At 72.4% G+C, this 23,794-nt stretch carries 27 protein-coding genes, 1 pseudogene and 1 riboswitch; of the genes and pseudogenes, 16 read left to right on the top strand and 12 right to left on the bottom strand.

Going from position 1 to position 23,794, the window contains the following annotated elements; translation table 11 throughout:
* From FHX71_RS28740 to FHX71_RS28730, 3 genes and pseudogenes are all read right to left on the bottom strand, one after another.
* Positions 1 to 281, bottom strand: a pseudogene (locus tag FHX71_RS28740) (hypothetical protein); the annotation flags it as partial.
* A 62-nt stretch (positions 282 to 343) separates the two neighbouring features.
* Positions 344 to 1,144, bottom strand: coding sequence for a carbohydrate ABC transporter permease (locus FHX71_RS28735; protein WP_182620937.1), 801 nt, complete (start codon positions 1,142 to 1,144; stop codon positions 344 to 346).
* A 3-nt stretch (positions 1,145 to 1,147) separates the two neighbouring features.
* Positions 1,148 to 2,017 carry a carbohydrate ABC transporter permease gene (locus FHX71_RS28730; RefSeq protein ID WP_182620936.1) on the bottom strand — a complete coding sequence of 290 codons (870 nt, stop codon included), beginning with the start codon at positions 2,015 to 2,017 and terminating at the stop codon, positions 1,148 to 1,150.
* A gap of 245 nt (positions 2,018 to 2,262) precedes the next feature.
* Between FHX71_RS28730 and FHX71_RS28725 the strand changes: the two genes are divergently transcribed.
* From FHX71_RS28725 to FHX71_RS28715, 3 genes are all read left to right on the top strand, one after another.
* Positions 2,263 to 3,252, top strand: coding sequence for a LacI family DNA-binding transcriptional regulator (locus tag FHX71_RS28725; protein WP_182620935.1), 990 nt, complete (start codon positions 2,263 to 2,265; stop codon positions 3,250 to 3,252).
* A 107-nt stretch (positions 3,253 to 3,359) separates the two neighbouring features.
* The gene (locus FHX71_RS28720) at positions 3,360 to 3,977 is read left to right on the top strand and encodes a nitroreductase family deazaflavin-dependent oxidoreductase (protein ID WP_182620934.1); all 618 of its coding nucleotides are present in this window, start codon (positions 3,360 to 3,362) and stop codon (positions 3,975 to 3,977) included.
* Positions 3,978 to 3,987: 10 nt separating this feature from the next.
* Positions 3,988 to 4,317 carry a TfoX/Sxy family protein gene (locus FHX71_RS28715; protein WP_182620933.1) on the top strand — a complete coding sequence of 110 codons (330 nt, stop codon included), beginning with the start codon at positions 3,988 to 3,990 and terminating at the stop codon, positions 4,315 to 4,317.
* A gap of 13 nt (positions 4,318 to 4,330) precedes the next feature.
* Here FHX71_RS28715 and FHX71_RS28710 read toward each other — a convergent pair whose 3' ends face one another.
* Positions 4,331 to 5,743, bottom strand: coding sequence for an aminotransferase-like domain-containing protein (locus FHX71_RS28710; RefSeq protein WP_182620932.1), 1,413 nt, complete (start codon positions 5,741 to 5,743; stop codon positions 4,331 to 4,333).
* Between FHX71_RS28710 and FHX71_RS28705 the strand changes: the two genes are divergently transcribed.
* The 5 genes from FHX71_RS28705 to FHX71_RS28685 all read left to right on the top strand — a co-directional run bounded on the left by FHX71_RS28705 (position 5,742) and on the right by FHX71_RS28685 (position 9,421).
* Complete coding sequence (locus FHX71_RS28705) at positions 5,742 to 6,671, top strand: DMT family transporter (RefSeq protein WP_182620931.1); 930 nt, start codon at positions 5,742 to 5,744, stop codon at positions 6,669 to 6,671. The genes FHX71_RS28710 and FHX71_RS28705 overlap by 2 nt on opposite strands.
* Positions 6,672 to 6,735: 64 nt before the next feature.
* Positions 6,736 to 7,101, top strand: coding sequence for a DUF3817 domain-containing protein (locus FHX71_RS28700; RefSeq protein WP_182620930.1), 366 nt, complete (start codon positions 6,736 to 6,738; stop codon positions 7,099 to 7,101).
* A gap of 73 nt (positions 7,102 to 7,174) precedes the next feature.
* Positions 7,175 to 7,681, top strand: a complete 507-nt coding sequence (locus FHX71_RS28695; RefSeq protein ID WP_182620929.1) for a VOC family protein — start codon at positions 7,175 to 7,177, stop codon at positions 7,679 to 7,681.
* A gap of 22 nt (positions 7,682 to 7,703) precedes the next feature.
* Complete coding sequence (locus tag FHX71_RS28690) at positions 7,704 to 8,522, top strand: MerR family transcriptional regulator (RefSeq protein WP_182620928.1); 819 nt, start codon at positions 7,704 to 7,706, stop codon at positions 8,520 to 8,522.
* Positions 8,523 to 8,914: 392 nt separating this feature from the next.
* Positions 8,915 to 9,421 (top strand): FBP domain-containing protein, encoded by a 507-nt coding sequence (locus FHX71_RS28685; protein WP_182620927.1) that lies wholly within the window; start codon positions 8,915 to 8,917, stop codon positions 9,419 to 9,421.
* A 96-nt stretch (positions 9,422 to 9,517) separates the two neighbouring features.
* Here the strand turns inward: FHX71_RS28685 and FHX71_RS28680 are convergent, their stop codons facing one another.
* The gene (locus FHX71_RS28680; protein WP_182620926.1) at positions 9,518 to 9,775 is read right to left on the bottom strand and encodes a hypothetical protein; all 258 of its coding nucleotides are present in this window, start codon (positions 9,773 to 9,775) and stop codon (positions 9,518 to 9,520) included.
* A gap of 89 nt (positions 9,776 to 9,864) precedes the next feature.
* Here FHX71_RS28680 and FHX71_RS28675 point away from each other — a divergent pair, with 89 nt between their 5' ends.
* Together FHX71_RS28675 and FHX71_RS28670 are read left to right on the top strand one after the other, a co-directional pair.
* Complete coding sequence (locus FHX71_RS28675) at positions 9,865 to 10,383, top strand: mycothiol transferase (protein ID WP_182620925.1); 519 nt, start codon at positions 9,865 to 9,867, stop codon at positions 10,381 to 10,383.
* 65 nt (positions 10,384 to 10,448) lie between these two features.
* Positions 10,449 to 11,177 (top strand): GH25 family lysozyme, encoded by a 729-nt coding sequence (locus tag FHX71_RS28670; protein ID WP_182620924.1) that lies wholly within the window; start codon positions 10,449 to 10,451, stop codon positions 11,175 to 11,177.
* A 38-nt stretch (positions 11,178 to 11,215) separates the two neighbouring features.
* Here FHX71_RS28670 and FHX71_RS28665 read toward each other — a convergent pair whose 3' ends face one another.
* Entirely contained in the window at positions 11,216 to 11,731 is a 516-nt protein-coding gene (locus FHX71_RS28665) for a GNAT family N-acetyltransferase (RefSeq protein WP_182620923.1), read from the bottom strand.
* Positions 11,732 to 11,861: 130 nt separating this feature from the next.
* On the opposite strand from FHX71_RS28665, the gene FHX71_RS30265 reads away from it, so the two are divergent.
* Complete coding sequence (locus tag FHX71_RS30265) at positions 11,862 to 13,052, top strand: cytochrome P450 family protein (protein WP_182620922.1); 1,191 nt, start codon at positions 11,862 to 11,864, stop codon at positions 13,050 to 13,052.
* A 63-nt stretch (positions 13,053 to 13,115) separates the two neighbouring features.
* Here FHX71_RS30265 and FHX71_RS28655 read toward each other — a convergent pair whose 3' ends face one another.
* Together FHX71_RS28655 and FHX71_RS28650 are read right to left on the bottom strand one after the other, a co-directional pair.
* Entirely contained in the window at positions 13,116 to 14,351 is a 1,236-nt protein-coding gene (locus tag FHX71_RS28655) for a cytochrome P450 family protein (protein ID WP_182620921.1), read from the bottom strand.
* A gap of 128 nt (positions 14,352 to 14,479) precedes the next feature.
* Complete coding sequence (locus FHX71_RS28650; protein ID WP_182620920.1) at positions 14,480 to 15,589, bottom strand: DNA glycosylase AlkZ-like family protein; 1,110 nt, start codon at positions 15,587 to 15,589, stop codon at positions 14,480 to 14,482.
* A gap of 81 nt (positions 15,590 to 15,670) precedes the next feature.
* Between FHX71_RS28650 and FHX71_RS28645 the strand changes: the two genes are divergently transcribed.
* The 4 genes from FHX71_RS28645 (at position 15,671) to FHX71_RS28630 (ending at position 19,037) form a co-directional block, all read left to right on the top strand.
* Positions 15,671 to 16,315, top strand: coding sequence for a SigE family RNA polymerase sigma factor (locus tag FHX71_RS28645; protein ID WP_246403745.1), 645 nt, complete (start codon positions 15,671 to 15,673; stop codon positions 16,313 to 16,315).
* Positions 16,312 to 17,460, top strand: coding sequence for a PASTA domain-containing protein (locus FHX71_RS28640; protein ID WP_182620919.1), 1,149 nt, complete (start codon positions 16,312 to 16,314; stop codon positions 17,458 to 17,460). Before FHX71_RS28645 ends, FHX71_RS28640 begins: the two co-directional genes overlap by 4 nt.
* Positions 17,461 to 17,544: 84 nt before the next feature.
* Entirely contained in the window at positions 17,545 to 18,030 is a 486-nt protein-coding gene (locus tag FHX71_RS28635) for an SRPBCC family protein (RefSeq protein ID WP_182620918.1), read from the top strand.
* Between the two features lie 347 nt (positions 18,031 to 18,377).
* Positions 18,378 to 19,037: a C40 family peptidase gene (locus FHX71_RS28630; RefSeq protein WP_182620917.1), complete on the top strand. Its 660-nt coding sequence runs from the start codon at positions 18,378 to 18,380 to the stop codon at positions 19,035 to 19,037.
* 70 nt (positions 19,038 to 19,107) lie between these two features.
* On the opposite strand, the gene FHX71_RS28625 is transcribed toward FHX71_RS28630, so the two are convergent.
* Positions 19,108 to 20,169: a S8 family serine peptidase gene (locus FHX71_RS28625; RefSeq protein WP_182620916.1), complete on the bottom strand. Its 1,062-nt coding sequence runs from the start codon at positions 20,167 to 20,169 to the stop codon at positions 19,108 to 19,110.
* A gap of 120 nt (positions 20,170 to 20,289) precedes the next feature.
* On the bottom strand, positions 20,290 to 21,183 hold the full coding sequence (locus tag FHX71_RS28620; RefSeq protein WP_182620915.1) for a hypothetical protein: 894 nt from the start codon (positions 21,181 to 21,183) through the stop codon (positions 20,290 to 20,292).
* A gap of 163 nt (positions 21,184 to 21,346) precedes the next feature.
* A riboswitch (cyclic di-AMP (ydaO/yuaA leader) is annotated at positions 21,347 to 21,543 on the top strand.
* Position 21,544: 1 nt separating this feature from the next.
* Between FHX71_RS28620 and FHX71_RS28615 the strand changes: the two genes are divergently transcribed.
* Positions 21,545 to 22,279 (top strand): C40 family peptidase, encoded by a 735-nt coding sequence (locus FHX71_RS28615; RefSeq protein WP_182620914.1) that lies wholly within the window; start codon positions 21,545 to 21,547, stop codon positions 22,277 to 22,279.
* A 179-nt stretch (positions 22,280 to 22,458) separates the two neighbouring features.
* Here FHX71_RS28615 and FHX71_RS28610 read toward each other — a convergent pair whose 3' ends face one another.
* Together FHX71_RS28610 and FHX71_RS28605 are read right to left on the bottom strand one after the other, a co-directional pair.
* Positions 22,459 to 23,400, bottom strand: coding sequence for a hypothetical protein (locus FHX71_RS28610; RefSeq protein WP_182620913.1), 942 nt, complete (start codon positions 23,398 to 23,400; stop codon positions 22,459 to 22,461).
* A 13-nt stretch (positions 23,401 to 23,413) separates the two neighbouring features.
* The gene (locus FHX71_RS28605; RefSeq protein WP_182620912.1) at positions 23,414 to 23,680 is read right to left on the bottom strand and encodes a GlsB/YeaQ/YmgE family stress response membrane protein; all 267 of its coding nucleotides are present in this window, start codon (positions 23,678 to 23,680) and stop codon (positions 23,414 to 23,416) included.
* Positions 23,681 to 23,794 lie beyond the last annotated feature (114 nt).

The following is a 23,794-nucleotide window of genomic DNA, read 5'->3' as shown; positions in this document are numbered from 1 at the left end:
CCCGCGAGGATGAGGTTGTCGAGCTCGCTGAGGTAGTCGCTGGCGCCGTCCGCGCCCTGGAAGTCGATCGTGATGTCGGGGTTCTCGGCCTCGAAGGCGTCGACGATCGGCTGCCACTGCTCGAGCGACGGGATCCAGGTGCGGTAGGTGAGGGTGACGGTCCCGTCCTCGGCGACGCCGTCGTCACCGCCGCCGGCGCAGCCGGCGAGCAGGACGAGGGCGGAAGCCGCACCGGTGGCGGCGAGCAGACGACGGGGGACGGCACGAGGCGATCTGAACATTGATCCTCCTTGATGGTGAACAGTGCTGGTGCGGGCCGTTGGAACGGGTCGCGGTGTTTCCTTCAGCTCTTGACGGCGCCGGCCGTGAGGCCCGACTGCAGGTAGCGCTGGCTGAAGAGGTAGACGATGACCGAGGGGATGGTCATGAGGATCAGGCCCGCGTAGAGCTGGCCGATCTGCTCCTGGCTCATGCGCTCGAACTGGAGCAGCGCGATGGCCTGGGTCACCGGGTACTTCTCGGGCGACGAGATGAGCAGGTTCGGGAGCAGGTACTCGTTCCAGGAGTACACGAACGAGAGCACGCTGACGTTGGCCAGCAGCGGGCCGCTGAGCGGCAGGAAGATGCGCCACAGGACGCCGAAGGGGCGCGCGCCGTCGATGGTCGCGGCCTCCACGAGCTCCGTGGGGATGCCGTCGAAGTGGTTCTTGGTCAGCAGGAGCATCGTCATCACGTTGAACGCGACGAGCGGGATGATCACGCCGAAGTAGCTGTCGCGGAGGCCGAGGCTGTTGATCGAGAAGAACAGCGGCGTCACCACGGAGGCGACGGGCACGGCGAGGCACGCGAGCAGTGCCCGGTAGAGGAAGACCCGCCCGGGGAACCGCATCCGGGAGAAGGCGAAGCCGCCCAGGCAGGAGATGACGACGATGATCACCGTGGACCCGCCGGCCATCAGGAAGCTGTTCCCGATCGCCGACCAGTAGTTGAACTGGTCGTGGTTCAGGACCGCGGTGTAGTTGCCGACGCCGCCGACGGCGAACGACTTCTGGATGGCGACCACGATGGGGTAGGTCCACATGATCGCGAGGACCACGAGCACCGCGTACATGGCGAACCAGGCGAGGAGCCTCTTGCGCTTCATCGGTCAGTTCTCCCGGTTGCTGAGACGCATCTGGACGACGGCCAGGGCGAAGGCGACGACGAGGATGACGATGCCGATCGCGGACGAGTAGCCGGCCTCCCGGTCGAGTCGCGCCTGGTAGAGGAAGGTGCTGAGGAAGTGGGTCGAGACGCCGGGCCCGCCCTGCGTCGTCAGCCACACGGTGTCGAAGGTCTTCAGCGACCCGACGATGCCGAGGGTGATCAGCACGCTCGTGGTGCCGCGCAGCGACGGGATGGTGATGCTGAACAGCCGGCGCCACCACCCGGCGCCGTCGAGCTCCGCGGCCTCGTAGAGCTCGTCGGGGATCGCCATCAGGCCTGCGAAGTAGACCATCATCGAGAAGCCCATCCACGAGAACACGTTGATGGCCGAGATGGACCAGACGCCGAGGTCGGCGCCGAGCCACTGGATGGTCTCGTTGGCGCCGAGCAGCCCCACCGCGCGCAGGGTCTCGTTCAGCGCGCCGTAGTTGGCCTCGAGCATGTACTTGAAGACGGTCGCGATGATCGCGGGAGCCATCGCGATGGGCGCGAAGAACAGCGCCTTGAAGAAGTTGCTCCCGGGGATGCGCTCCTTGGCGATCACGGCGATCAGGAGGCCCAGGACGGCCTGCAGCGTGACCGTCGCGAGCATGAACTTCACCGTGTTGCCCAGGGCGATGTAGAACGTCCGGTCCTGGAAGAGCTCGGTGTAGTTCGCCAGCCCGATGAACTCCATGCGCGTCAGGCCGTTCCAGTCGGTCAGGCTCGCGTAGACGGCGAACCCGATCGAGAAGTACAGCAGCACGCCGGCGATGATCACGATGGGCGCCACGTAGAGGTAAGGCGCCCAGCGGCCGCCGAACGATCTCATTGACTCGACTCCTAGTACAGCGTTGAACTATTGGCCGGCCCTCAGCACTGTCGACTGTGGGACAGGGGTCGCCGCCTCCGGATCGTCGGGGTTTTAGTTCGACGATGAACTGAGCGGCGGAGGTCAGGCTAGCACAGGCATAGGATGTCCCCTGCGCCAGCAAAGCCGCCTGGAATCCGGGGGCTTCCGGGGCCCGGGTGAATGCCCGTGGCGGCGGCCGCCGGCGCACACCGAGGGGAGACTTTGTGGGACGGGTGCGACTGGCCGACGTCGCCGCGGCGGTCGGCGTGAGCACGAAGACGGTCTCGAACGTCGTCAACGGCACGGGGTGGGTGAGCGAGCCCGTGCGCAAACGGGTGCTGGACGCCATCGACGAGCTGGGCTACCGGCCCAACCTGGCCGCGCGCCAGCTCCGGAGCGGGTCGAGCGGCCTGCTCGGACTCTGCGTCCCGAACCTGGGGGAGCCCTACTTCGCCGAGTTCGCCTCGGAGTTCGTCAGCGCCGCGCAGCGGCGGGGGCTCACCGTGCTCGCCACGCAGACCAAGGCCGAGCGCTCGGTCGAGCTCGCGATGCTGGAGAGCACCAACCTGCCCGCGCTCGACGGCCTGGTGTTCAGCCCGCTCACCCTCACGCCCGAGGACGTCGCGAACCGCCGCAGCACCGTGCCGCTCGTGCTGATCGGCGAGCACGGCGAGGCGCTGGCCTCCGACCGCGTGGCGCACGTGGGCCCGGACAACGTCGCCGCCGCCGAGGCCGCGACCCGGTACCTGATCGACCGGGGACGCAAGCGCATCGCCGTCATCGGCATGCAGTCCCACGTGGCCGACACCGCGACGGTGCGCTTCGAGGGCTACCGGCGCGCGATGCAGGCCAGCGGGCTGGAGGTCGACCCGAACCTGCTGGTGGAGGTGGAGCGGTTCAACCGCGCCGAGGGCTCGCGAGCGATCGAGGAGCTCCTGTCCCGGGGCGTCCCGTTCGACGGGGTGTTCTGCTTCAACGACTCGCTGGCCTTCGGGGCGCTGTTCACCCTGGCCGTGCAGGGAGTGACCGTGCCCGACGAGGTGTTGGTCGTCGGCTTCGACAGCATCGACGAGGGCCGGTACACGATCCCGCCGCTGCCGTCGGTCGACTCCGGCGTCGCGCGGTCGAGCGACACGATCCTGGACCTGCTCGCCGGGCCCCGGTCGGACCTGCGCGGCCGGATCACGGTGCCGTTCGAGCTCGTGGAGCGCTGACGGCGGGGCGCCAGGCGCCGACGTCGGGCGCCGACCGCGCGGGTTAACTCTGCCGGCCCGGACCGGCTCCACGGGCGGCCGGAGACGTCCGGCCGCACGATGGACAGATGGCCAGCCTGCTGCACGCCACCCGATCCGTGATCGCACCGCTGACGCGCACGCGGGCGTTCCGCGCCGTCGGACCCGTGGTGCTGCCGCCCGTCGAGCACGCGCTCGCGTGGTCCTCGGGCGGGCGCTTGCAGGTCAGCGCTCTGCTGGTGCCGTCGCTCGTGCTGCACTCGCGGGGCGCGCGGTCGGGGAAGCCGCGGGACACCTACCTCATGTATACGCCGGACGGCCGCGGCCGGGCGATCGTCGCGGGCTCGGCGTTCGCCCAGGACCGGCACCCCGCCTGGACCTACAACCTGCTGGCCAACCCGGACGCGAGCATCAGCGTGAGCGGCCGCCACATCCCGGTCCGGGCGACGCTGGTCGAGGACGACGAGCGCGACGCCGTCTGGGCGCAGATCGAGCGGCAGTGGCCGGGGTACCGCGGCTATGAGCGGACGTCGGGGCGGGTGGTGCGGCTGTTCCGTCTGGAGCGCCGCGGCGGGCGCCCGGCACCGCAGGTCCCGGAACCGGCGGTGCCGGTCGAGCGCTCGGCCGCGAACCACGCCATCTGGCGGGTCAGCGTCTCCCCGGGCACGCGCGTGTCCTCGGGGAACGTGCGCGACCCCTGGGCATAGCCTCGGCGACATGGCGTACGACCCGGTCCTGGCCGACGAGATCCGGGGCGTCCTGGCCGACACGGACGACCTCTCCGAGCGCCGGATGTTCGGTGGGCTGTCGTTCCTCGTGGGCGGCAACCTCGCCGTCGCGGTGCGCGGCGACGGGCTGCTGGTCCGGGTGGGCGCGGACGCCGCCGCCGAGCTGGCGCGCACCACGGCCGCGACCCAGGCGGTGATGGGCGCGCGCGTCATGGCGGGCTGGCTCGACGTCCCGCCGTCCGCGCTCGGCTCCGAGCCGGAGCTCGCGGCGTGGGTGGAGCGCGGGGTGAGCTGGGCCCGGACGCTGCCGGCCAAGTAGCGCTCCCGTCCGGTCAGCCCGTCTGCCGCGCCAGCATCTCCCCCAGCACGCGGGCGCCCTCCGGGAACGCCCCCGGGTTCGGGCCGGAGTAGTTGAGCCGCAGGTAGGCACCGGTCGGCTCGGCGGGGAACCACTCGTCGCCCGCCGCGACGACCACCCCCGCCCCCTCGCAGTCGCGGACCAGCCGGTCCAGGTCGGTGGTGTCGGGCAGCCGGACCCACAGGTTCAGCCCGCCCTGTGGCACGGCCTCGACGCCCGCCGCCGGGACGTGCTCGCGCAGCGCCCCGAGCAGCAGGTCGCGCCGCCCGGCAAGCTGCTGGCGCAGGCCGCGCAGGTGGGTGCGCCAGGCGGGCTGGGTCACGACGTCGAGCGCGACGGCCTGCAGCATGCCGCTCACGTACATGGACTCCGCCTGGGCGCCGGCGAGGATGCGGTCGCGGGCGGGACCCCGCGCGACGAGCCCGGCCACCCGCACCGCGGGCGACACGCTCTTGGTCAGGGAGCGCAGATAGACCACGTGCCCGCCGTCGTCCCGGGACGCGATCGGCACCACGTCCTCGGCGATCCCGAAGTCGTGCGCCCAGTCGTCCTCGATCACGTAGGCGCCGTGCTGCCGCGCCAGCCGGAGCACCTCGTCGCCCAGGCCCGGCGACCAGCGGGCCCCGGACGGGTTCGCGAAGTGCGGCTGCGCGTAGAAGGCGCGCGCGCCGGTCTGCTCGAACGCCCGGGCCAGGGCCTCCGGGTCCGGGCCGCGCGGACCGCTGGGCACCGGCACCACCCGCACGCCGACCTGCTCGGCGGCGAGCAGCGCGCCCCAGTAGGTCGGCGACTCCACGAGCAGGGGCCGGCCCGCGCCTACCAGGGCGCGGAACGTGATGCTCAGGCTGCTCTGGCTCCCGGGAAAGACGACGACGTCGCTCGGCGCGGGCGGGGCGACGCCAGCGGGTGCCGCGCCGCCGAGCTCGGCCGCGAACCACGCCTGGAGCTCCGGCATCCCGGCGGCGGGCGACCTGGTCACGGCGGCGTCGCCGCGGGCGGCGCGGGCGAAGGCCGCGCGGACCAGGCGCTCGGGCAGCAGCTCGCGGTCCGGGTAGCCCGAGTGCAGCGCGACGACGTCGTTCGGGGCGGTGTGCTGCGCCCGCGACAGCGCCTGGACGGGCTGCGGCCGGGGGCCGAGCGCCGCCGTCTGCCAGCCGTAGTCGTGGGGACGGGCCACCCGCACGGACCGGACGAACGTCCCGACGCCGGGCCGGGTCTCCACCACGCCCTGCGCCACCAGGGCGCGCAGCGCCTTCTGCACGGTGACCGGGCTCGCGCCGTACCGCGTCACGAGCTCCCTGCTGGACGGCAGCCGCGCACCGGGGGCGGCGTCCGCGATCCACTCCTGGAGGCCGGCGACGATCCTGCCGCTGCTATCGTCATACATGACAACCAACAGTAGCGCTACTCTCCTTACACGCCGCCCGCTATCGGTCTCCCGCGCCGGCCTCTGGTGGGGGCTCCTCGGCGTCGTGGCCTTCTCGTTCACCCTTCCGTTCACCCGCGTGGTCGTCGGCGGGGGTGCCATGTCGCCGCTGTTCGTGTCGTGCGGCCGGGCGGTCGTCGCCGCGGTGCTGGCCTCCGCGGCCCTCGCGATCACCCGGCAGCGTCGGCCCCGCGGCGCGCAGTGGGCGCGGCTCGCGGTCGTCGCGGGCGGCGTGGTGGTCGGCTTCCCGGTGCTGACGTCGTTCGCGCTCATCACCGCGCCGGCCGGCCACGCCGCCGTCGTCGTCGCGCTGCTGCCCGCGGTGACCGCGGTCCTCGTGGTGCTCCGCGGGCACGAGCGTCCCCGCGCGTCGTTCTGGGTGATGGCGGCGCTGGGCGCGGTCGCCGCGATCACCTTCGCCTCGGTCCAGGGCGGCGGGTCCGCCGGACTGCACGGGTCGGACCTGCTGCTGCTCGCCGCCGTGCTCGCGTGCGGCTTCGGCTACGCGGAGGGCGGGCTGCTCGCCCGCGAGCTCGGTGCCTGGCAGACGATCTCGTGGGCGCTCGTGCTCGCCGCGGTGCCGATGGCGCTGCTCACAGCGGTCTCGGTGGTGCGGCAGCCGCCGTCGGGCACCCCGCTGGACTGGGCGCTGTTCGGGTATCTCGGGGCGGTGAGCATGTTCCTGGGCTTCGTGGCCTGGTACCGCGGGCTCGCGATCGGCCCGATGGCGCAGGTCAGCCAGGTGCAGCTGGTCCAGCCCGTGCTGGGCATCGCCTGGGCCGCGCTGCTCCTGCACGAGCAGGTCGGCTGGCCGACGGTGCTCGGCGGCGCGGCCGTGATCGCCTGCGCGGGCGTCGCCGTGCGGTCCCGCCTGCGGCAGCCGGGCTGAGGGGCACCGTCCGGCGTCGGGCAGACTGGGCGCACACCCGACCCACCTCCGGAAGGAACCCCGCATGCCCCCGATGTCCCGTCTGGGCCGCCTGTTCGCCGTCGTCGCCTGGATCGAGGCGTTCACCTGGGCCGGACTGCTGGTCGGGATGTTCCTCAAGTACGTCACGGAGACCACGGAGGCCGGGGTGTGGCTGTTCGGCCGCCTGCACGGCGGGGCGTTCGTGCTCTTCGTCGTGGTCACGCTGGTCGTGGGCGTGCGGCTGCGGTGGGGCTGGTTCCGGACGCTCGTGGCGCTGGCCTCGTCGGTGCCGCCGCTGACCACGCTGGTCGCCGAGTGGTGGCTCAAGCGGACGGGCCACCTGGCCGAGCCCGCCGAGCGCGAGGCGGCGGCCCGGGAGCGGGCCGCCGAGCTGCAGCCCACGCGGTAGCGGGAGCGGGTCTCGGGCACGGGTTCCGGGCCCGACTTGAACCTCACGTCGCGTGAGGGCCGAGTCTGGCCGCATGACAGACACCTACCCCGCCTTCGAGGTCAGCCCCGTCCCCGCCCCCGGCCCGGACACCGTCGCGCCGGAGCCGTTCCACGGCATCTACGGGATGCCGATGTTCGTCTCCGTGCCCACCTCCGACCTGGCCGCGTCCACGGACTTCTGGGTCCGCGGGCTCGGCTTCTTCGCGCTCTTCTCCGCCCCCGGCCAGGTGGTTCACCTGCGCCGCTGGATGTTCCAGGACATCCTGCTGGTGCCGGCGGGCCGCCCCGCCGAGGCGCCGGCCCTGAGCGTGAGCTTCTCCTGCGTGCTCGGTCAGGTCGACGAGATCGCGGCGGCCTGCGAGGCGGCCCTTCCGGGCAGTACCACGGGTCCTCGGACGATGCCCTGGGGCTCGGTCGAGCTCGAGGTGATCACGCCCGAGAACGCGCGGGTGGTGATGACCGCGGCCCGGCCGTACGACCCCGAGAGCCCCGAGGCCCAGCACCTGCGGGACATCGGGATCGAGGGGCCCGGGGCGTGACCCGGCTGCGAGACTGATCCGGATGACACATCCGAGCACGACCGACGCGGTGCCGCCGGACGGTCTGACCGTCGGCGGCGCCGCGTCCGTCGTGGGCGTCACCGTCCGGACGCTGCACCACTGGGACCAGGTGGGGCTGGCCCGCCCGTCGCAGCGCACGTCCGGCGGACACCGGCTCTACGACTCCGCCGACGTCGCCCGGCTGCACCGGGTGCGCCTCTACCGCGAGCTGGGCGTGCCGCTCGGCGAGATCGCGGACCTGCTGGGCGCGGCGGCCGACGACGCCGAGGAGTCCCTGTGCCGGCAGCGGGACCAGGTGCGGGAGCAGATCCAGCGGCTGGAGCAGTCCGCGGAGGCGCTGGACCGGATGATCGAGGCGCGCCGGTCCGGCGTCCTGCTCTCCCCCGAGGACCAGGTGGCGATCTTCGGGGAGCAGTGGCGGCCGGAGTGGACGGCGCAGGCGCGGGACCGGTGGGGCGACGGCGAGCAGTGGGCGCAGTACGCCGAGCGCGCGGCAGAGCGCGGGCCCGAGGACTGGCGCCGGATCACGGCAGCCGTCGAGGCGCTCCACGCCGACCTGGCCGCGGCCTGTCGTGCGGGTGTGCGGCCGGGCAGCGCGGAGGCGAACGACCTGGCCGAGCGGCATCGAGCGTCGATCGGCACCTACTTCGACTGCACCCGCTCGATGCAGGTGTGCCTCGGCCGGTCGTACGTCGCCGACCCCGGGTTCCGGTCGTTCTACGACGGCCTGGCGCCGGGCCTGACCGCCTGGCTCCGCGACGTCATCGACGCGAACGCCCGGGAGCACGGCGTCGACCCGGAGACCGCCGTCTGGGCCTGAGGCGACCTGCCTCCCCCGCGCCGGCGCCGGACGTGTGGAAAAGCACATGTGCCTCGTGGCAACGGTGTCGTAGCATCGAGTGTCGGCTGTGCGGCACGAGGCCCGGCCGACGCACCGGTCACACACGACCGGTCGACCACGAGGAGCGAGAGATGCGGGAGCACACCGCGGGATGCGGGGCGGCCGTCTCGGCCTGCTCGGGCAGCACCCGGACCCGCGCCACCGCTCTCTGACCTGGTTACACGGCTCGGAGGGCAGGCGCGGCAGCGTCCCCTGCCCTGCCGCCGGCCGGCCCGGTGACCGACACGCGTCGGTGACCGTGACGCCGTCGTGCGCGCCCGACGACGGGCGCCGACCGGTGGTTTCCGCACGACCGGAAGCCGAGAAACCTGATGAACCCCCTGACCGAGAAGCAGATCCGCGCGTCCTTCCTGAACGCGAGCAAGCGCGAGGCCGCGCAGGCGACCCTCCCCGACCTCGACGACCTCGACTGGGAGCGCCTCGACTACCTCGGATGGCGTGACCGCAAGGCGCCGCTGTCCGCGTACGTGGTGCTCGAGCTCGACGGCGAACCGACCGGCGTTCTGCTGCGCTCCAACGACGCCAAGGCGGGCGGCAAGCGCACCAAGGGCGTCTGCGCCTGGTGCGAGGACGTCGTCGTCACCGAGGACGTCTCCCTGTACGTCGCCAAGCGCGGCGGCGCGTCCGGGCGCAACGGGAACACGATCGGCACGCTGATCTGCACCGAGTTCGCCTGCTCCCGCAACGTGCGCCGCACGCCCACGTTCACCGAGGCCGGCAACGACCCGGCCATGCGTGAGCTGATCACCGACCGCCGCATCTCCGGTCTGCGCGAACGCGCCGCTCGGTTCGTGGCAGAGGTCGGCAGTACGCGCTGACGATCGCGTCGGGCGCACAGGTCCCGTAGACCTGTGCGTCCGACATCCGCGGGTGCCTCTGGCGAGACGCCGGGAACCGGTCGCACCTCCGCCGGCTCACGCCGCGACGCCGCTCGCGCCCCGCATGCGCGCGGCGGCCGCGACGGCGGCCTCGCACCACACGACGGCGGGCCGGTCGACGGCGCCGCGCATCACGATCTGTCGGCACAGCTCGCCCAGCCCCTCGGTGGCGGCGCGCTCGGCGTCCACCCCGGGGTACATCCGGTGCACCGAGAAGACGACGGCGCGCCGGTGCGCGGCCCACTCCGAGGGGTTCGAGGCCAGTCCGTAGGTCCTGCTCTTCGTCGCGGTCATGCACTGAGGACGCGGTGACCCCGCAGATGTCACAGCACTTCGGCCACCAGTTTCGGCAGTGTCCTGGCTCCGCGTCGTAATCTCGCCACGTGCCCCTCTCCGACCGCGAGCCCCGCCTCGACTCCGCCGACACCCCCGTGCTGTTCGCCGCCTACCTGGACTACTACCGGCAGGCCGTGGACCGGAAGGTGCGCAGCCTGTCCGACGCCGACCTGCGCACCTCGCGGCTGCCGTCGGGCTGGTCGCCGCTGGAGCTCCTGATCCACCTGGTGCACATGGAGCGCCGCTGGTTCCGGTGGGGGTTCCTGGGCGAGCAGGTCGACCAGCCGTGGGGCGACCACGCCGGCCAGGACCCGCACGGACCGTGGGCCGTGCCCGACGGCGTAGGCCCGGACGATCTCCTCGCCGCGCTGCACGCCGGGGGCGAGGCGACCCGGTCGGTGCTCACCGGGCACGACCTGGCGGAGCACGCGGTGCTCGGCGGCCGGTTCACCGAGGACCCGCCCACGCTGGCCTGGATCTGCTTCCACGTGCTGCAGGAGTACGCCCGCCACGCGGGCCACCTCGACGTCGCCGCCGAGATCGCGGGCGGCGCGACGGGCGAGTAGCCATCCGCACACGACCTGCACCGTTGTCGGCCGTGGCCCACGGATCTCGCCGCTAGCCTCCGGTCATGCGCACAGCCCTGTGGACGACGGCGGCCGGCGTCGCCGGGCTCGCGGTCCTCGCCGCGCTCGTGGCGACCGGGATCGTCTGGCCGAACCGGATACCGGCCGCGGCCTACGACGTGCGGGGCGTGGACGTCTCGCACTACCAGGGCGAGATCGACTGGGACGTGCTGGCCGCGCAGGACCTCGACTTCGCGTGGATCAAGGCCACCGAGGGCGCGTCGCACACCGACCCCCGCTTCGCGGAGAGCTGGGCGGCCGCGACGCGGACGGACCTGCTCGTGGGCGCTTACCACTTCATGAGCTTCGAGAGCCCGGGCGCGGACCAGGCGGCCCACCTCGCGAGCGAGGTGCCGGCGACCCCGGGCACGCTCCCGCCCGTGATCGACCTGGAGTTCTACGGCCCGTACTTCGACGACCCGCCGGCACCCGACGAGGTGCGCGCGATCCTCGACCCGCTCGTCGCGGGCATCGAGGAGCACTACGGCGTGCCGCCGGTCGTGTACGCGACCGAGGAGGCGTACGACCTGTACCTCGCGGGCCGCTACCCCGACCTGCCGGTCTGGATCCGGTCCGTCGCCTGGACGCCCGGGCTGTCCGACGGCCGGGACTGGACGGTCTGGCAGTACTCGAACCGCGACCGGCTGCCGGGCTACGACGGCGTGGAGCCGTACATCGACCTCAACGTCTTCGCGGGCACGCGCGAGGAGCTGGCCGCGCTCACGCTGCCCTGACCGGGGGCCGGCGGGCCAGCGGCCCGGCGTCCCCGCCGTCAGGCCAGGGCGATGGTCCCGACCAGACCGCCGTCGTGCTCGGCCACCTCGAAGCCGATGCGCTCCAGCGTCCTGCGCGCGGGGGTGCTCGCCACGGTGCGGGCCACGAGCCGCCGGGCGTCCATGGTCCGAGCCGCGGCGACCGCCCAGTAGGCCACCTCGCCCGCGATGCCCTGCCCGCGGTAGGGCTCGCCGAGCCAGAGACCGACCTCGCGCGCCCCCGGGTCGTCGTCGACCAGGGCGAGGCGCGCGGCCCCCACGATCCGGCCCCGGGCCTTGACCGCCCAGGTCACCTCCGGGACGGGAGCGGTCAGGTTGACCCGGCACCGTCGGTGGTAGTCGCGGAAGGCACCCTTGCGGAGCTCGGTCCACGTGGTGCGCGCGTCGTCGGCGGACTCGCCGGACGCGGGCGGCATCACCTCGCCGGGTCGGGCCTCGGCCACGGCGAGGGCGAGCAGGTCTTCGAGAACGTCCTCGCCCACCGGAACGAGATCAACCATCATCTGCGATGTCACGTGGCGGATGATAGTCCGATTTCGTGGCATCCGATGCTACTGAAATATTCAACCACTTCGGGTATGGACAAAGCGGGCATCTCGGAAAAGACTGAGGCTACTGACCTGAACCAAGTCGTGAGGAGCCCTCGTGGAGACCGTGGTACTTGACCCCACCGGCGGTGCGGTGCTTGAAGAAGCCGCCCGCCTGCGTGCGACGGGCCCCGTCGCACGCGTCGCCCTGCCGGGCGGGGTGGAGGCATGGACGGTGACCGACGTCGCGCTGCTCCGCCCGATGCTGGTGGACCCGCGGATCTCCAAGGACTCGCACCAGCACTGGACCGCGCTCGCCGACGGCACGATCACCCCGCAGTGGCCGCTGTACACCTGGGTCACGAGCAAGTCGATGTTCAACTCCTACGGGGGCGAGCACCGCCGGCTGCGCCGCTCGGTCGCGGGCGCGTTCACCGCGCGACGCACCCGGGAGATGCGCCCCGCGGTCGAGGTGGCGACCGCCTCGACGCTCGACCGGCTCGCCGCGGCGGGCGCCGACGGCGCGGTCGTGGACCTGCGCGAGCTGTTCGCCTACCCGATCCCGATCGAGGTGATCTGCGACCTGATCGGGGTGCCCGGCGACGTGCGCGGCGACATGCGCCGGTGCGCGGACACCCTGATGGACACGAGCGTGACGGCGGCCGAGGCCCTGGCCAACCAGATCGAGCTGGGCAAGCTCATCGCGAGCATGGTCCAGGCCAAGCGCGAGCAGCCCGGCGAGGACCTGACCAGCACCGTCGCCGAGGCGCTCACGGACGAGGAGGCCGTCTCGACCGTCCGGCTGATGCTGATCGCCGGCCACGAGACGACCGTCAACCTGCTGGCCTCGGCCACCCGCCTGCTGCTGACCCACCCGCACGTGCTCGCCGCGGTGCGCGCGGGCGAGGTCACGTGGTCGGCCGTGGTCGACGAGACCCTCCGGGTCGCGCCGCCGGTCATGTACATCCCGCTGCGCTTCGCGGTCGAGGACCTGGAGCTCGGCGGCCAGCAGATCCGCAAGGGCGACCCGATCATCGCGGCCTTCGGCGCCCCGGGACGGGACCCGGCCGTGCACCAGCAGCCCGCCGTGTTCGACCCCGCGCGGGCGGACCGCACGCACCTCGCGTTCGGCGGCGGCGCGCACCACTGCCCCGGCGAGCCGCTCGCGCGGCTGGAGGCCGAGGTCGCGCTGCCCGCGCTGTTCGAGCGGTTCCCCGGCCTGCGGCTCGTCGAGCCCGACGGCGACCACGGGCAGGTGCCCGGCTTCGTCGCCAACGGGCCGTCCCGGCTGCCGGCCCGCCTGTCCTAGTCCCGCCGCCCGGAGGCGGCGCGGCCGACACGGCCCGGGCGGCACCGCCGCCCGGGCCCGGCGTCACGCGTTGACGTCGCCGTAGGCCGTGGCCCGGCGGTAGGTCACCGGCATCCGCTCGGGATGCCGCACCCAGGGCGAGTGCGCCCAGGGCAGCCCCTCCTCCGGCACGTGGAGCTGGACGTCCATGTGCCGCAGGAGCTGGTCGACGGCGATCCGCGCGATCAGACGGGCCTGCCGCGGGGCCGGGCAGGAGTGCGGCCCCGTGCCCCAGGACAGGTGCGCCCGGTTGCCCACCTCGTCCCACGGGTCGCTGGTGTGCACGGCCGGGTCGCCGTTCGCCGCGGCGATCGACAGCACCAGGGCGTCACCCTTGGCGATCAGGCGCCCGCCCAGCTCGACGTCGTTGCGGGCGAACCGCAGCGCCGGGGACTGCGCGATCGGCGACTGTCGCCAGAGCACCTCGTCGAGCGCGTCGTCCAGCCCGACCCGGCCGCCGTTCACCCGCGACGCGAGCCGCTGGTCGGACAGCCGCAGGTGCAGGGTCTGGGTGATCCACGCGGTGAGGAAGATCGCCGCGGCATGCATCGGGACCACGGCCGTCGAGGCGATCTCGCCGTCGTGCGCGAAGTTCTGGTGGACCGCGAGGAACGAGATCAGGTCCTGGCCGCCGTCCTCCCGACGCTGCTGGATGTGCTGCAGGATCGTGCCGGCGACGCGGGCCTGCGCGGCCGCCACCTCGTCGCCGTCGCCCACCACGACCTTGGCCGAGTCGGTCATGAGCTGTGCGCCGGTCTCGAGGTCGAACCCGAGCAGCGTGGTCATCGCGAGGAAGCCCATGGGCTGGCAGAACGCCCGGACCAGGTCGGTGGTCCCGCTCGGGCCCATGCGGTCGATGATGCTGATGCACAGCGTCGTGATGTTGTCGCGCACCGTGCGCTCGTCCAGGGCCTCCAGCGCGTCGTCGAGCGGCTTGCGCAGGCGGCGCCGCTCCTCGCCGTCGTGGTGGAACGACGACGGGCGGGGGTCCGCCGGCGCGAAGGTCGCGATGGCGGTGCCGGGCGGCAGCAGGTCCTCGTAGTTCCACCGCCACGTGCGCGGGTCCTTGGCGAACGCCGCCTCGGAGCGCATCACGTGGCAGCTCTCCTGATGTCCCATGACGAGCCACCCGGGCACTCCGGCCTCGATCTCGACCGGCGCCACCGCACCCCACCGCGCACGGAGCGCGTCGTACGCCGCTTGCGGGTCCGGGCTGCTGGTCAGCGCCGTCAGAGACACGAGCCCTGTCAGGTTGGTCAACGAGTCCGTCTCGTACCGAATTGTCCGGTGTGTCATGGCGGTCATCCGACCACAGGCACCCCACCGTCCGGAAGGTCCGGCCGGAACCGTCCACGGGTGGTTTTTCCCATCCCGAACAGAACTCGCCCCTAGACGGACCGCGCGTAGTCGACGCGGCCCAGCCCGAGCCACGACGCGAGCCGCTCGATCTCGGCGTGCACCGCGTCCATCGTCTCCCCGTCGAACGGCAGGTCCTCGTGCACCGCGAAGACGTTCAGCACGCCCTCCTTGCGGTCCGCCTTGGCGTCGAGCTTCCCCACGAACCGCTCCCCGTGCAGGATCGGCAGCGCGAAGTAGCCCCAGCGCCGCTTCCCCTTCGGCTTGTACATCTCCAGCGTGTACTCGTAGCCGAACAGGTCGAGGAGCCGGGCCCGGTCCGCGGCGATGGCGTCGAACGGGGACAGCAGGGCGGTGCGCGGCTCGAAGTCGTCGTCCGCCCGGTCCAGCAGCTCGGGGTCCACCCGCCACTCGCCGTCCACACCCTCGATCCGGACCACCTCGCCGGGCAGGTCCACCCACCAGGCACCGTCGCCCGACCGGCCCTGCGCCCGCTTGCGCGCGATGCCCTCCGCGGCCAGCCGCCGGTCCAGCCGCTCGCGCAGCGCGTCCTCCAGCGGCACCGCCTCGACCTGCGGGTACACCCGGTCGGCGAGGTCCCACAGCCGCTGGCGGCCCTTGCGCCCCACCATCGCGAGCTTGCCCTGCATGTTCAGGGCCTCGAGCATCTCGGCCACGCTGCGCCGGCTGCTCCATCCGTCAGCGCCCCAGGTGAACGGGACCCGCGCCGTGTCAGGCACGTCCTTGGCGAGCACCGGGCCCTCGGCCTCGACCAGCGCGAGCACCTCGCGCTCGAACTCCACGTTGTCGGCCAGCCACCCGCGCATGGTCTCGTTCTGCGGCCACTGCGCCATCTGCTCCAGATAGAGGGGCAGGTCGCCCGTCGAGCGGACGGTGCCACGGAGCTGGAACAGCATGCGGTCCGTGATCGCGTCGTCGACGGCGCCCACCCAGTACTCGTTCCCGAGCCGCGACCAGGCGACGAGGTCCACCGCGGGAGCGACCGCCGACGTCGGGTCCACCGCGAGGAACGTCAGGTCCTCCACGAGGTGCACCAGGTCGACCGGGCGGTGGGCGTCGAGGAGCTGGGCGCGCAGCGCGATGCGGCGCGCCTGCTGCACGGTGAGCCGGTGGGTGGCCATGCCGCGAGGATACGGAAGCACACCGACACGCTCGCCGGACGGCGCGCTCAACCTTTCGCCCCGTTCGACCGTGAAGGAGACATGAGCATGCCGATGGTCGCGGGGCGCTCGAGCCCCGATCCGATCCAAGCCGCCGACGGGTCCCACGAGGCCGGCCCCGTCGACGTCGTGGTCGCCGGCGACAAGGAGGCCGAGTTCGCCTCCTTCATGTCCCGGTCCGCCCCCGCCCTCGCCCGCACCGCCTGGTTGCTGTGCGGCGACACGCACCAGGCCGAGGAGCTGGTGCAACAGGCCCTGATGAAGACGTACCTGGCGTGGCCCAAGGCCCGGCAGGGCGAACCGCTCGCCTACGCCCGGCGCGTCCTGGCGAACCAGCGGATCGACGGGTGGCGCCGACGGCGCCGCGAGGTGCTCATGTCCGCCGACGCCCTGCCCGAGCGGGCGGGCGACAGGCAGGGCACCGACGAGCTGCACGCGGAGCGGGACCGCCTGGCCCGCGCCCTGCGGCTGCTGCCCACCAAGCAGCGCCGGATCGTGGTGCTCCGGCACCTCGAGGGCCTGTCGGAGCGCGAGGTCGCCGACGCGGCCGGTGTCTCCGTGGGCACGGTCAAGTCCACGGCGTCGCGCGGCCTCGTCCGCCTGCGCGAGATCCTCCAGGGCTTCGACGCGACGGACGCGACCGGCACGACAACACCACCTACCCACCACGAGAGGAGCGGGTCATGACCGACGACGAGCAGTTCGCCGAGAACCTGCGCGCCCGGGTGACCCGGGTCGCGCCCCGGATCGACGTCGACGTCACGCGCGTCGTCCCCGCTGCCCGACGGCGACGGGCCGCCCGGGCGGGCGGCGTCACCCTGGCCCTGGGGCTGGCCCTGGCGGGCGGCGCCTGGGTGGCGGCCACCGAGTACGGCGTGGTCCTGCCCGGCGGTTCGACGACGATGCCGGTCGAGCCGTCACCGTCGCCGACCGGGCCGCCCCTGACGTCGAGCGAGGGCGACAGCCTGACCGAGCTGCCCAGCTACCCGTCCATCGACCCGGTGGTGCCGCCCGAGGGCTGGCGGGATGCCACGTACTTCCATGTCGTGACCCGGGGCGCGACCGGCCCGGCCGGCGAGGGGTCCGGGCCCGAGGCGCCGCTGGGCAGCACGCTGGGCAGCGAGAGCTGGTACGGCGACGGCGTCAACTTCGAGCTCACCGCGAGCGGCCCCGCGCTGATGGGTCTCGGCGACTACATCAACATCGAGGGCCACACCCGCAGCTACTCCTGGGCGGAGATGGAGGCGCTCCCGACCGATCCGGAGGCCCTGCACGACGCCCTGCTGAGCAACTACGACGACGTCGACGCCCCGTCGAGCTACGGCATGGAGCAGCTGCGCGACCTCGCTGCCCGCCTGGCCACCCAGGCACCGGCATCACCGGAGCTGCGGGCCGCGGCGTGGGAGGTGCTCACGAACCTCGACGACGTCGAGGTCGAGGAGGACGTCCGGGACTCGGAGGACCGGCCAGGCACCGCGGCGACGTACCAGTACGCCGACGACGACCGGTTCCGGACCGTGATCTACGACGAGACGCGGAACCTGCCGCTCGAGACGCAGGACACGAAGCACGGTACGGACATCTACCTGACGACCGAGTTCACCGGCCTGCCCGAAGAGGTCGCCGACAGCGTCATCGAGATCCCCGACCTCGTCGCGATGACCCGCGAGGACGTCGAGGTCGTGTGCCTGCAGAAGCACCTTGCATGCACGTTGACGGACGAGGAGTCGGACACGGCGCCGGAGGGAACCGTCATCTCGTCCGACCCGGCCAAGGGCGCGCTCGTCATCTGGGGTACCCCGGTGACGGTCGTGATCTCCGCGGGTCCCTGACCGGCACCGCCACCTCCACCCGAAGGCCCGCCACGGGCCCCAGCCTGCGCCGGATGCTCCCCAGCCCGGCGTAGCCTGGGGCCCGTGGCTCATGCCTATAGCACCAGCGCCCGGATCGAGGCGTCCGCCGACGTCGTCTGGCAGGTGCTGTCCGACGTCGAGCGGATGCCTTCCTGGACCAGTGCCATGACCCGTGTGACGCTGCTGGGCCCCCAGCGGGCGATCGTCGTCGGGTCCCGGGTGGAGATCGACCAGCCCGGCCTGCCGACGGCGACCTGGGAGGTGGACGGACTCACCGAGGGCCAGGGCTTCTCCTGGTCGAGCAGCGGCACCCCCGGCGTCCGGACCGGGATCGCGCACCGGGTCACGCCGCTGCGCGGGGTCGGGCCGGACGGTGGTGCGGGGCAGGACGGCGGTGCCGCGTGCGAGGTCACGTTCGCCGTCGCGCGGAGCGGGATGCTCGCCGGCCTGACCGACCTCGCGCAGGCCCCGAGAGCGCGCGAGCTGGTGGACGCGGAGCTCGCCGACCTCAAGGCCGAGGCGGAGCTGCGCGCACGGGACAAGGGCTGACACACCGCCGGAGAGGCGCGTGTCGCAACATTTCGTCCACTGTCTTTTCATAGCCGTCAGGACCGCATTTCGGTGTTGAAAATGCTCCTTACGCTGGGAAAAGGCATCTGGTCGAAAAGTTACGCGCGTTTAGGACAGGCCGATACTTCACGACAAGTGTTATCTGATCGAGACAAGGTGGGTACCCGTATGTAGCGTCGGATTCGCTGCGCCACCGGAGGCACAGCCGCGGACCCCATTCCCCAGACCGGTACGGGACCGCGCAACCGGCGACTTGGAGAACTTCGGTGAGTACCACCGTCCGACGCGGCCGACACCGCGCCGATCACGCTCCTAGCACTCACTTCATGTCCGTCACCCGCACCGCAGCTCGTTCCGGTGCAGTGATCGCGGCATCATCCGGACTTCTCGCCACAGCGTTCGCACCCAGTGCACACGCGATCGCAGGAGACGGTTCGAACCGGCTGGCCAAGGACGTCGCGACGGCACCAGCGGTGCAGGTCGCGAACGACGCGAAGCTTCAGATCGAGAGCAAGGCCGTCAAGGTCACCCCCGCTCCCGAGCCGGAGCCAGAGCCCGAGCCAGTCGTGGAGACCACCACAGCAGAGGTGACCGCGACGTCCACGGCCACCGAGGAGGCCGAGCCGGCCACGCCGGACTACGCGTCCGACGGCTCCATCGGAGCCCAGGCCATCTCGATCGCGATGCAGTACATCGGCATCGCCTACGCGTACGGCGGCAGCTCGCCCGCCACGGGCTTCGACTGCTCGGGCCTGATCAAGTACGTGTACGCGCAGCTCGGCGTGGAGCTGCCCCACTCGTCGTCGTCCATGGTGGCGACCGGGTACCAGGTCACGTCGCCGATCCCGGGCGACATCGTCTGGACCCAGGGCCACGTGTCCCTCTACGCGGGCGACGGCATGGTGGTCGAGGCCGCCAACTACGGCAGTCCTGTGCGCTACACCGAGCAGTGGCAGGACTACGCGGTCTACATCCGCCCGTACTGACGACCCCGTACCGACAACCAGAGCGCAGGAGCACCGCGGCGTGCGCCGCGGTGCTCCTGCGCGCCAGGCCTCAGTACGCGACCGCGGCGGCCGCGTCGACCACGCCGTACCCGTACAGCGGCGTCCACAGCCCGGTCAGACCCAGGAGCGGGTCGCGGGCCGTGTACAGGATGGCGTCCTCGACGTCGTCGGCCGTGCGCCCCTGCGCGAAGAGGAGCGCCGCGACCCCGGCCACGTGCGGCGTCGCCATCGACGTGCCCGCGTAGGAGTCGTAGCTGCCGCCCGCGCAGGTGTCGGAGCCCGTGCCGACGGGGACCGTCGACCAGACGTCGCCGTCGCAGCCGGTCAGCCCGCCCGAGCCGCCGGGCGCCGACACGCTCTTCAGGTCGAGCTTGACCGGCAGCTCCGAGTAGTAGGAGTGCAGGCCGGCGGAGTCGGTCGCCCCGATGCAGATCGCGACGCTGGTGAACGCCGGGTCGCTGCAGAGCGGGGTCGACGAGTTGCCGGCCGCCGCCACGGTGAGCACGCCCCGCTCGCGGGCGTACGCGATGGCGTCGCGCATCAGGGTGTCCACGCCGATGATAGTCAGCAGCTGACCGCCCAGGCCGGAGCCCAGGGAGAGGTTGATGACGTCGGCGCCGTGGTCGGCCGCCCAGCGGATGCCGTCCGCGATGTCCTGCGACGAGCCCGTCCCGGCCTCGAGCACCTTGACCGGCAGGACCTTGGCGTCCGGCGCCACGCCCGCTACCCCGATGCCGTTGTCCGTGGCCGCGGCGACGATGCCCGCCACGTGCGTACCGTGCTCGTCGCCGTCGTTGGCGCCGTCGGGGCCCCTGAAGTCCCCGTCGCCGCACGGACGGACGTCCGCGCAGCCCGTGAAGGTGGCACCCGGCAGGAGCTGTCCCGCCAGGTCCGGCTGGTCGAAGTCGACTCCTGTGTCGACCACGGCCACCACCACGCCCGCGCCGGTGCTGGCCGGCCAGGCCGCCTCGGCGTTGATCTGGTCCAGGCCCCACTGCTTGTCCCGGAGGGGATCGCTGGTCGCGGCCTGCGCGCCCGGCGCGACGGCGACCAGCGCCGTCACGACGAGCGCCACGGAGGTGGCGGCGCCGGCAAAGGACTTCCTGTTCATCTGTGCCCCCTGTGCTCGCACGGGGGTTGATTACCCCCGAACTGGGGCAAACCTAGGGGGACCGGACAGGCGCCGAACAGGCCCCGCGTCCGATCGGGGGTGAAATTTACACGATCGCAATCAGGCCCAGGCCTGGGAGAGCTCGCCCTCGTCGGAGGCCTCCCGGGACAGCCGCAGCGCGGCGATCGAGGCGCCGAGCAGCAGGGCCACCACCCAGGCGCCGAGCTGGTGCCCCTCGGGAGAGATCGCGGCGGAGGCGATCCTGCCCGCGGCCATCGCTACCGCGGACAGGGGGTCCTCGCTGAGGGCCGAGCCGGGCCAGATGTTCTCCTGCACGGCCAGCAGGGCGGGGCCGGCCGCCTGGAACACCCACACGACGCCGGCGGCGGGCAGCCAGCCGAGCAGCTCGATCGGCCGGCTGTCGACGGTGAGGCCGAACGCGACGCCCAGCGCCACCGCGAAGATCCACCAGGTGCCGACCGGGGACACGGAGCCGCCCGGCACGAGGCCCCAGAACCAGCCGTCGAGGAGCACCACGGGCAGGGCGAGCGCGACGCCGCGCAGCGCCGCGGGCCCGAGGCCGGCCAGGAGGCCCGCCGCGAGGCCGAAGAGGCCCGCGGCGCAGGTGACGACGAGCATCCCGAGCGGCATGGCGTCACCGGGCACGGTCTCGCGGGCCGCGAGCCACCAGGACGAGCCGCCCGCGGCCGCCATGGCGGTCAGCGTGCCCGCGATCGCGGCGGCCGCACCCGCGCCGGCCGAGGCGGGGAGGCGGGCGGTGACGCCGGAGAGCAGGCCGCCGATCAGGGCCATGACGACGAGGCCCGCGACGGCGCCGTCAGCCGTGAACGGCAGCGGGAGCAGTCCGGCCGCCGCGGCGTCGGACGCCTCCGCAATGCCTGTGACCTGGTACGACATCTGCGCCAGCCACGGCAGGAAGCCGCAGGCCCACCAGACGATCGCACTGATGGGAAACACCCACCAGGCGGAGATACGGGAGTGCGATTCGCCCATGCGGCCGAACGCTAGCGGATGTGTGATGTCGGTCATAACCCCGGACGCCCGAAACGGCGCAAATCTGCGCCTTCGTTGGGTCAGACCGGAATGCGTAACCCGATCGTGACTTTTTCCATGAACGTGTGTACTTTGACTTCTGCTCCACCCCCACGGTGGAGTCGCGATCCGGACGCCGAATCCTGTCACCGGTTCGTGACCAGACGTTCAAGACAGGAGCGGGGGACCCATTCCCGGGCGACAGCAGGATCGTCGTCCTCGGGGTGAAGCCGGACGGTACCCCCTTGTAAGCCGTGCGGCCGGGTAGCACTCCTCACCCGAACCCGACAGCTGACCTCGCAGGCGGTACAGGAGACCTTAGGTGACGAACTCCCTCCGCGGACGGCATCGTGACAGCCGCCCGGCCCAGACACCACTGACTATCCTCGCTCGTACCGCCACCGAGAACGCCGGCACCGTCGCCCGCCGTGGCGCCATCGCGGCAGCCGCAGGCGGCGTCCTCATCTCGACCATCGCGACGACGGCCCACGCGGCCCCCGCGATGGACCTGAAGACCGAGGTCAAGACCGCGAAGCTCAACTCGGTCGACCTCAACTCCCTCACCGCGGTAGCCAAGCAGTCCCTCGTCGGCGCGCCCACCGTGACCGTCCCGGCCGACGCGAAGATGCCGATCGAGATGGAAGCCCTGGGCACCTCGAAGGGCGCCGACGGCGAGAAGGGCGAGGGCCCCGCCGTCGTCTCGGTCGACGCCCCGGACCCCGTGCCGGTGGGCCAGCAGGCCGTCAACATCGCCTTCAACTACCTGGGCATCACCTACGTGCTGGGCGGCGCCTCGCCGGCTGAGGGCATGGACTGCTCCGGCCTGATCCAGTACGTGTACGCGCAGCTCGGTGTCTCCCTGCCGCACTCCTCGAGCGCGATGCTCAGCTCCGGCTACCAGGTCACGTACCCCGAGCCGGGCGACATCGTCTGGACGCCCGGCCACGTGGCCCTCTACGCGGGCAACGGCATGATCATCGAGGCCTGGGCCGCCGGCATGCCGGTGCGCTACACCGAGATGTGGCAGAACAGCCCGACCTTCATCCGGGTCGTCTGAGCCGGAGGCGCAGCGCAGGGTGAGGGCCGAGGAACGAGGCACTCGCCCGGAGCGGAGCCGCAGGCTCAGACGACAAAGAGCAGAGTCTGAGCCGCAGCACCTAGTGAGGCGCCGCCTCCACCTCGGGCCCCGGCCCGACGGCGGGGCGGCGCCTTTCGCGTTCCCCCGCGAGGCGCGCCCTACTCCGGCCAGTCGCAGCTCTCCGCGATGAACGCGACCAGGTCGGCGCGTGCCGAGTCCGGCATGGGCACGTAGATCACGTGCTGCGCCACCCCGTCGACGCTCGCCGACACGGGCAGGAACGTGCCGCGCTTGTCCTCGCCGACGGCGTGGGCGTCGCAGCGGGCGGGCACGACGGGCAGCGTGACGCTGCCGCCGGACCGCTGGCCGTCGAGCGCCGCGCCGGTCCAGCCGGAGCCGTCGTCGCCCGGGTCGGGGTTGTTCATGATGGTGGTCCCGGCGATGCGGTCGATCGTGACCTCGGGTCCGCCGTCCACCGGCTCGACCCGCAGCGTGACCAGCGCGGTGAGCTCACCGTCCCGGGTCTCGACGGGGACGTCGGCGTCGACGGTCAGGCTCACGCCCGCGGCGACGGCCGCGCCGGCACAGTCCACCGCGTGGTTCCGGGCGAGGTGGCCGCCGGGGTCGCCCACCTCGTCGACGACGACGTCGGTGGCCGGCCCGAGGTCGTCGTACTCGCCCAGGGCCAGCATGAGGACAGCCGACGGCGCGGCGTCCGGCACGGGCTCGCCGGGCCCTGCCGGGAACCCCGCGCACTCCGCCTCGCCCAGCCCGAGGTAGACGTCGCGCGTCGTGCCGGGCCGCAGCGCCGGGGTGCGGTTCTCCTTGGTGGGGTGCGACGGACCGAAGCCGTCCGCGTCCAGGACGCCCGACAGGAGCGTCATCGTCTCGTCCGAGTCGTTGGTGACCGCGAGGACGATCTCCCGGGCGGCGTACTGCGTGCGCCCCTGGTCCACCTGGACGGTGAGGTGGCCGGCCACGTCGTCGGGCACGGGGCCCAGGGTCGACGACGGCGTGGGCGCACCGCCCGAACATGCGACCGCGGCCGCCCCGACCAGCGTCGTCAGGGCGACGACGAGGGCGGTGCGGCCGCGGGCCACAGCGGTCTGCCGGTCAGGCGGTCTTGCGCCGACCGAAGATCGCCTGGGCGATCAGGATGACGATGATCGAGCCGATGACCGCGAACAGCCAGGTCGACCAGGACCAGAACGCGTCGAAGCTGATGTTGAAGAGGAGGCCGCCCAGCCAGCCGCCGAGCATGGCTCCGAGCACGCCGAGAAGCAAGGTGACCCAGAAACCGCCCGGCTGCTTGCCCGGGATGACGATGCGTGCGATGACACCGGCGATCAGTCCGAGGATGAGAAAGGCCCAGAAGCCCATGGCATTTTCCTCCAGTCGTGTTGCTTGCTTGTGCTCTACTCAAGCACTGATTTGGTTCAGTTGCCACCGGACCCGCCGATTAGACCTATATCGGGACATTGCAGGCGGACAAGA

Source organism: Promicromonospora sukumoe, from assembly GCF_014137995.1.
GTDB lineage: Bacteria > Actinomycetota > Actinomycetes > Actinomycetales > Cellulomonadaceae > Promicromonospora > Promicromonospora sukumoe.
This window is presented reverse-complemented; position numbering and strand designations above follow the sequence as displayed.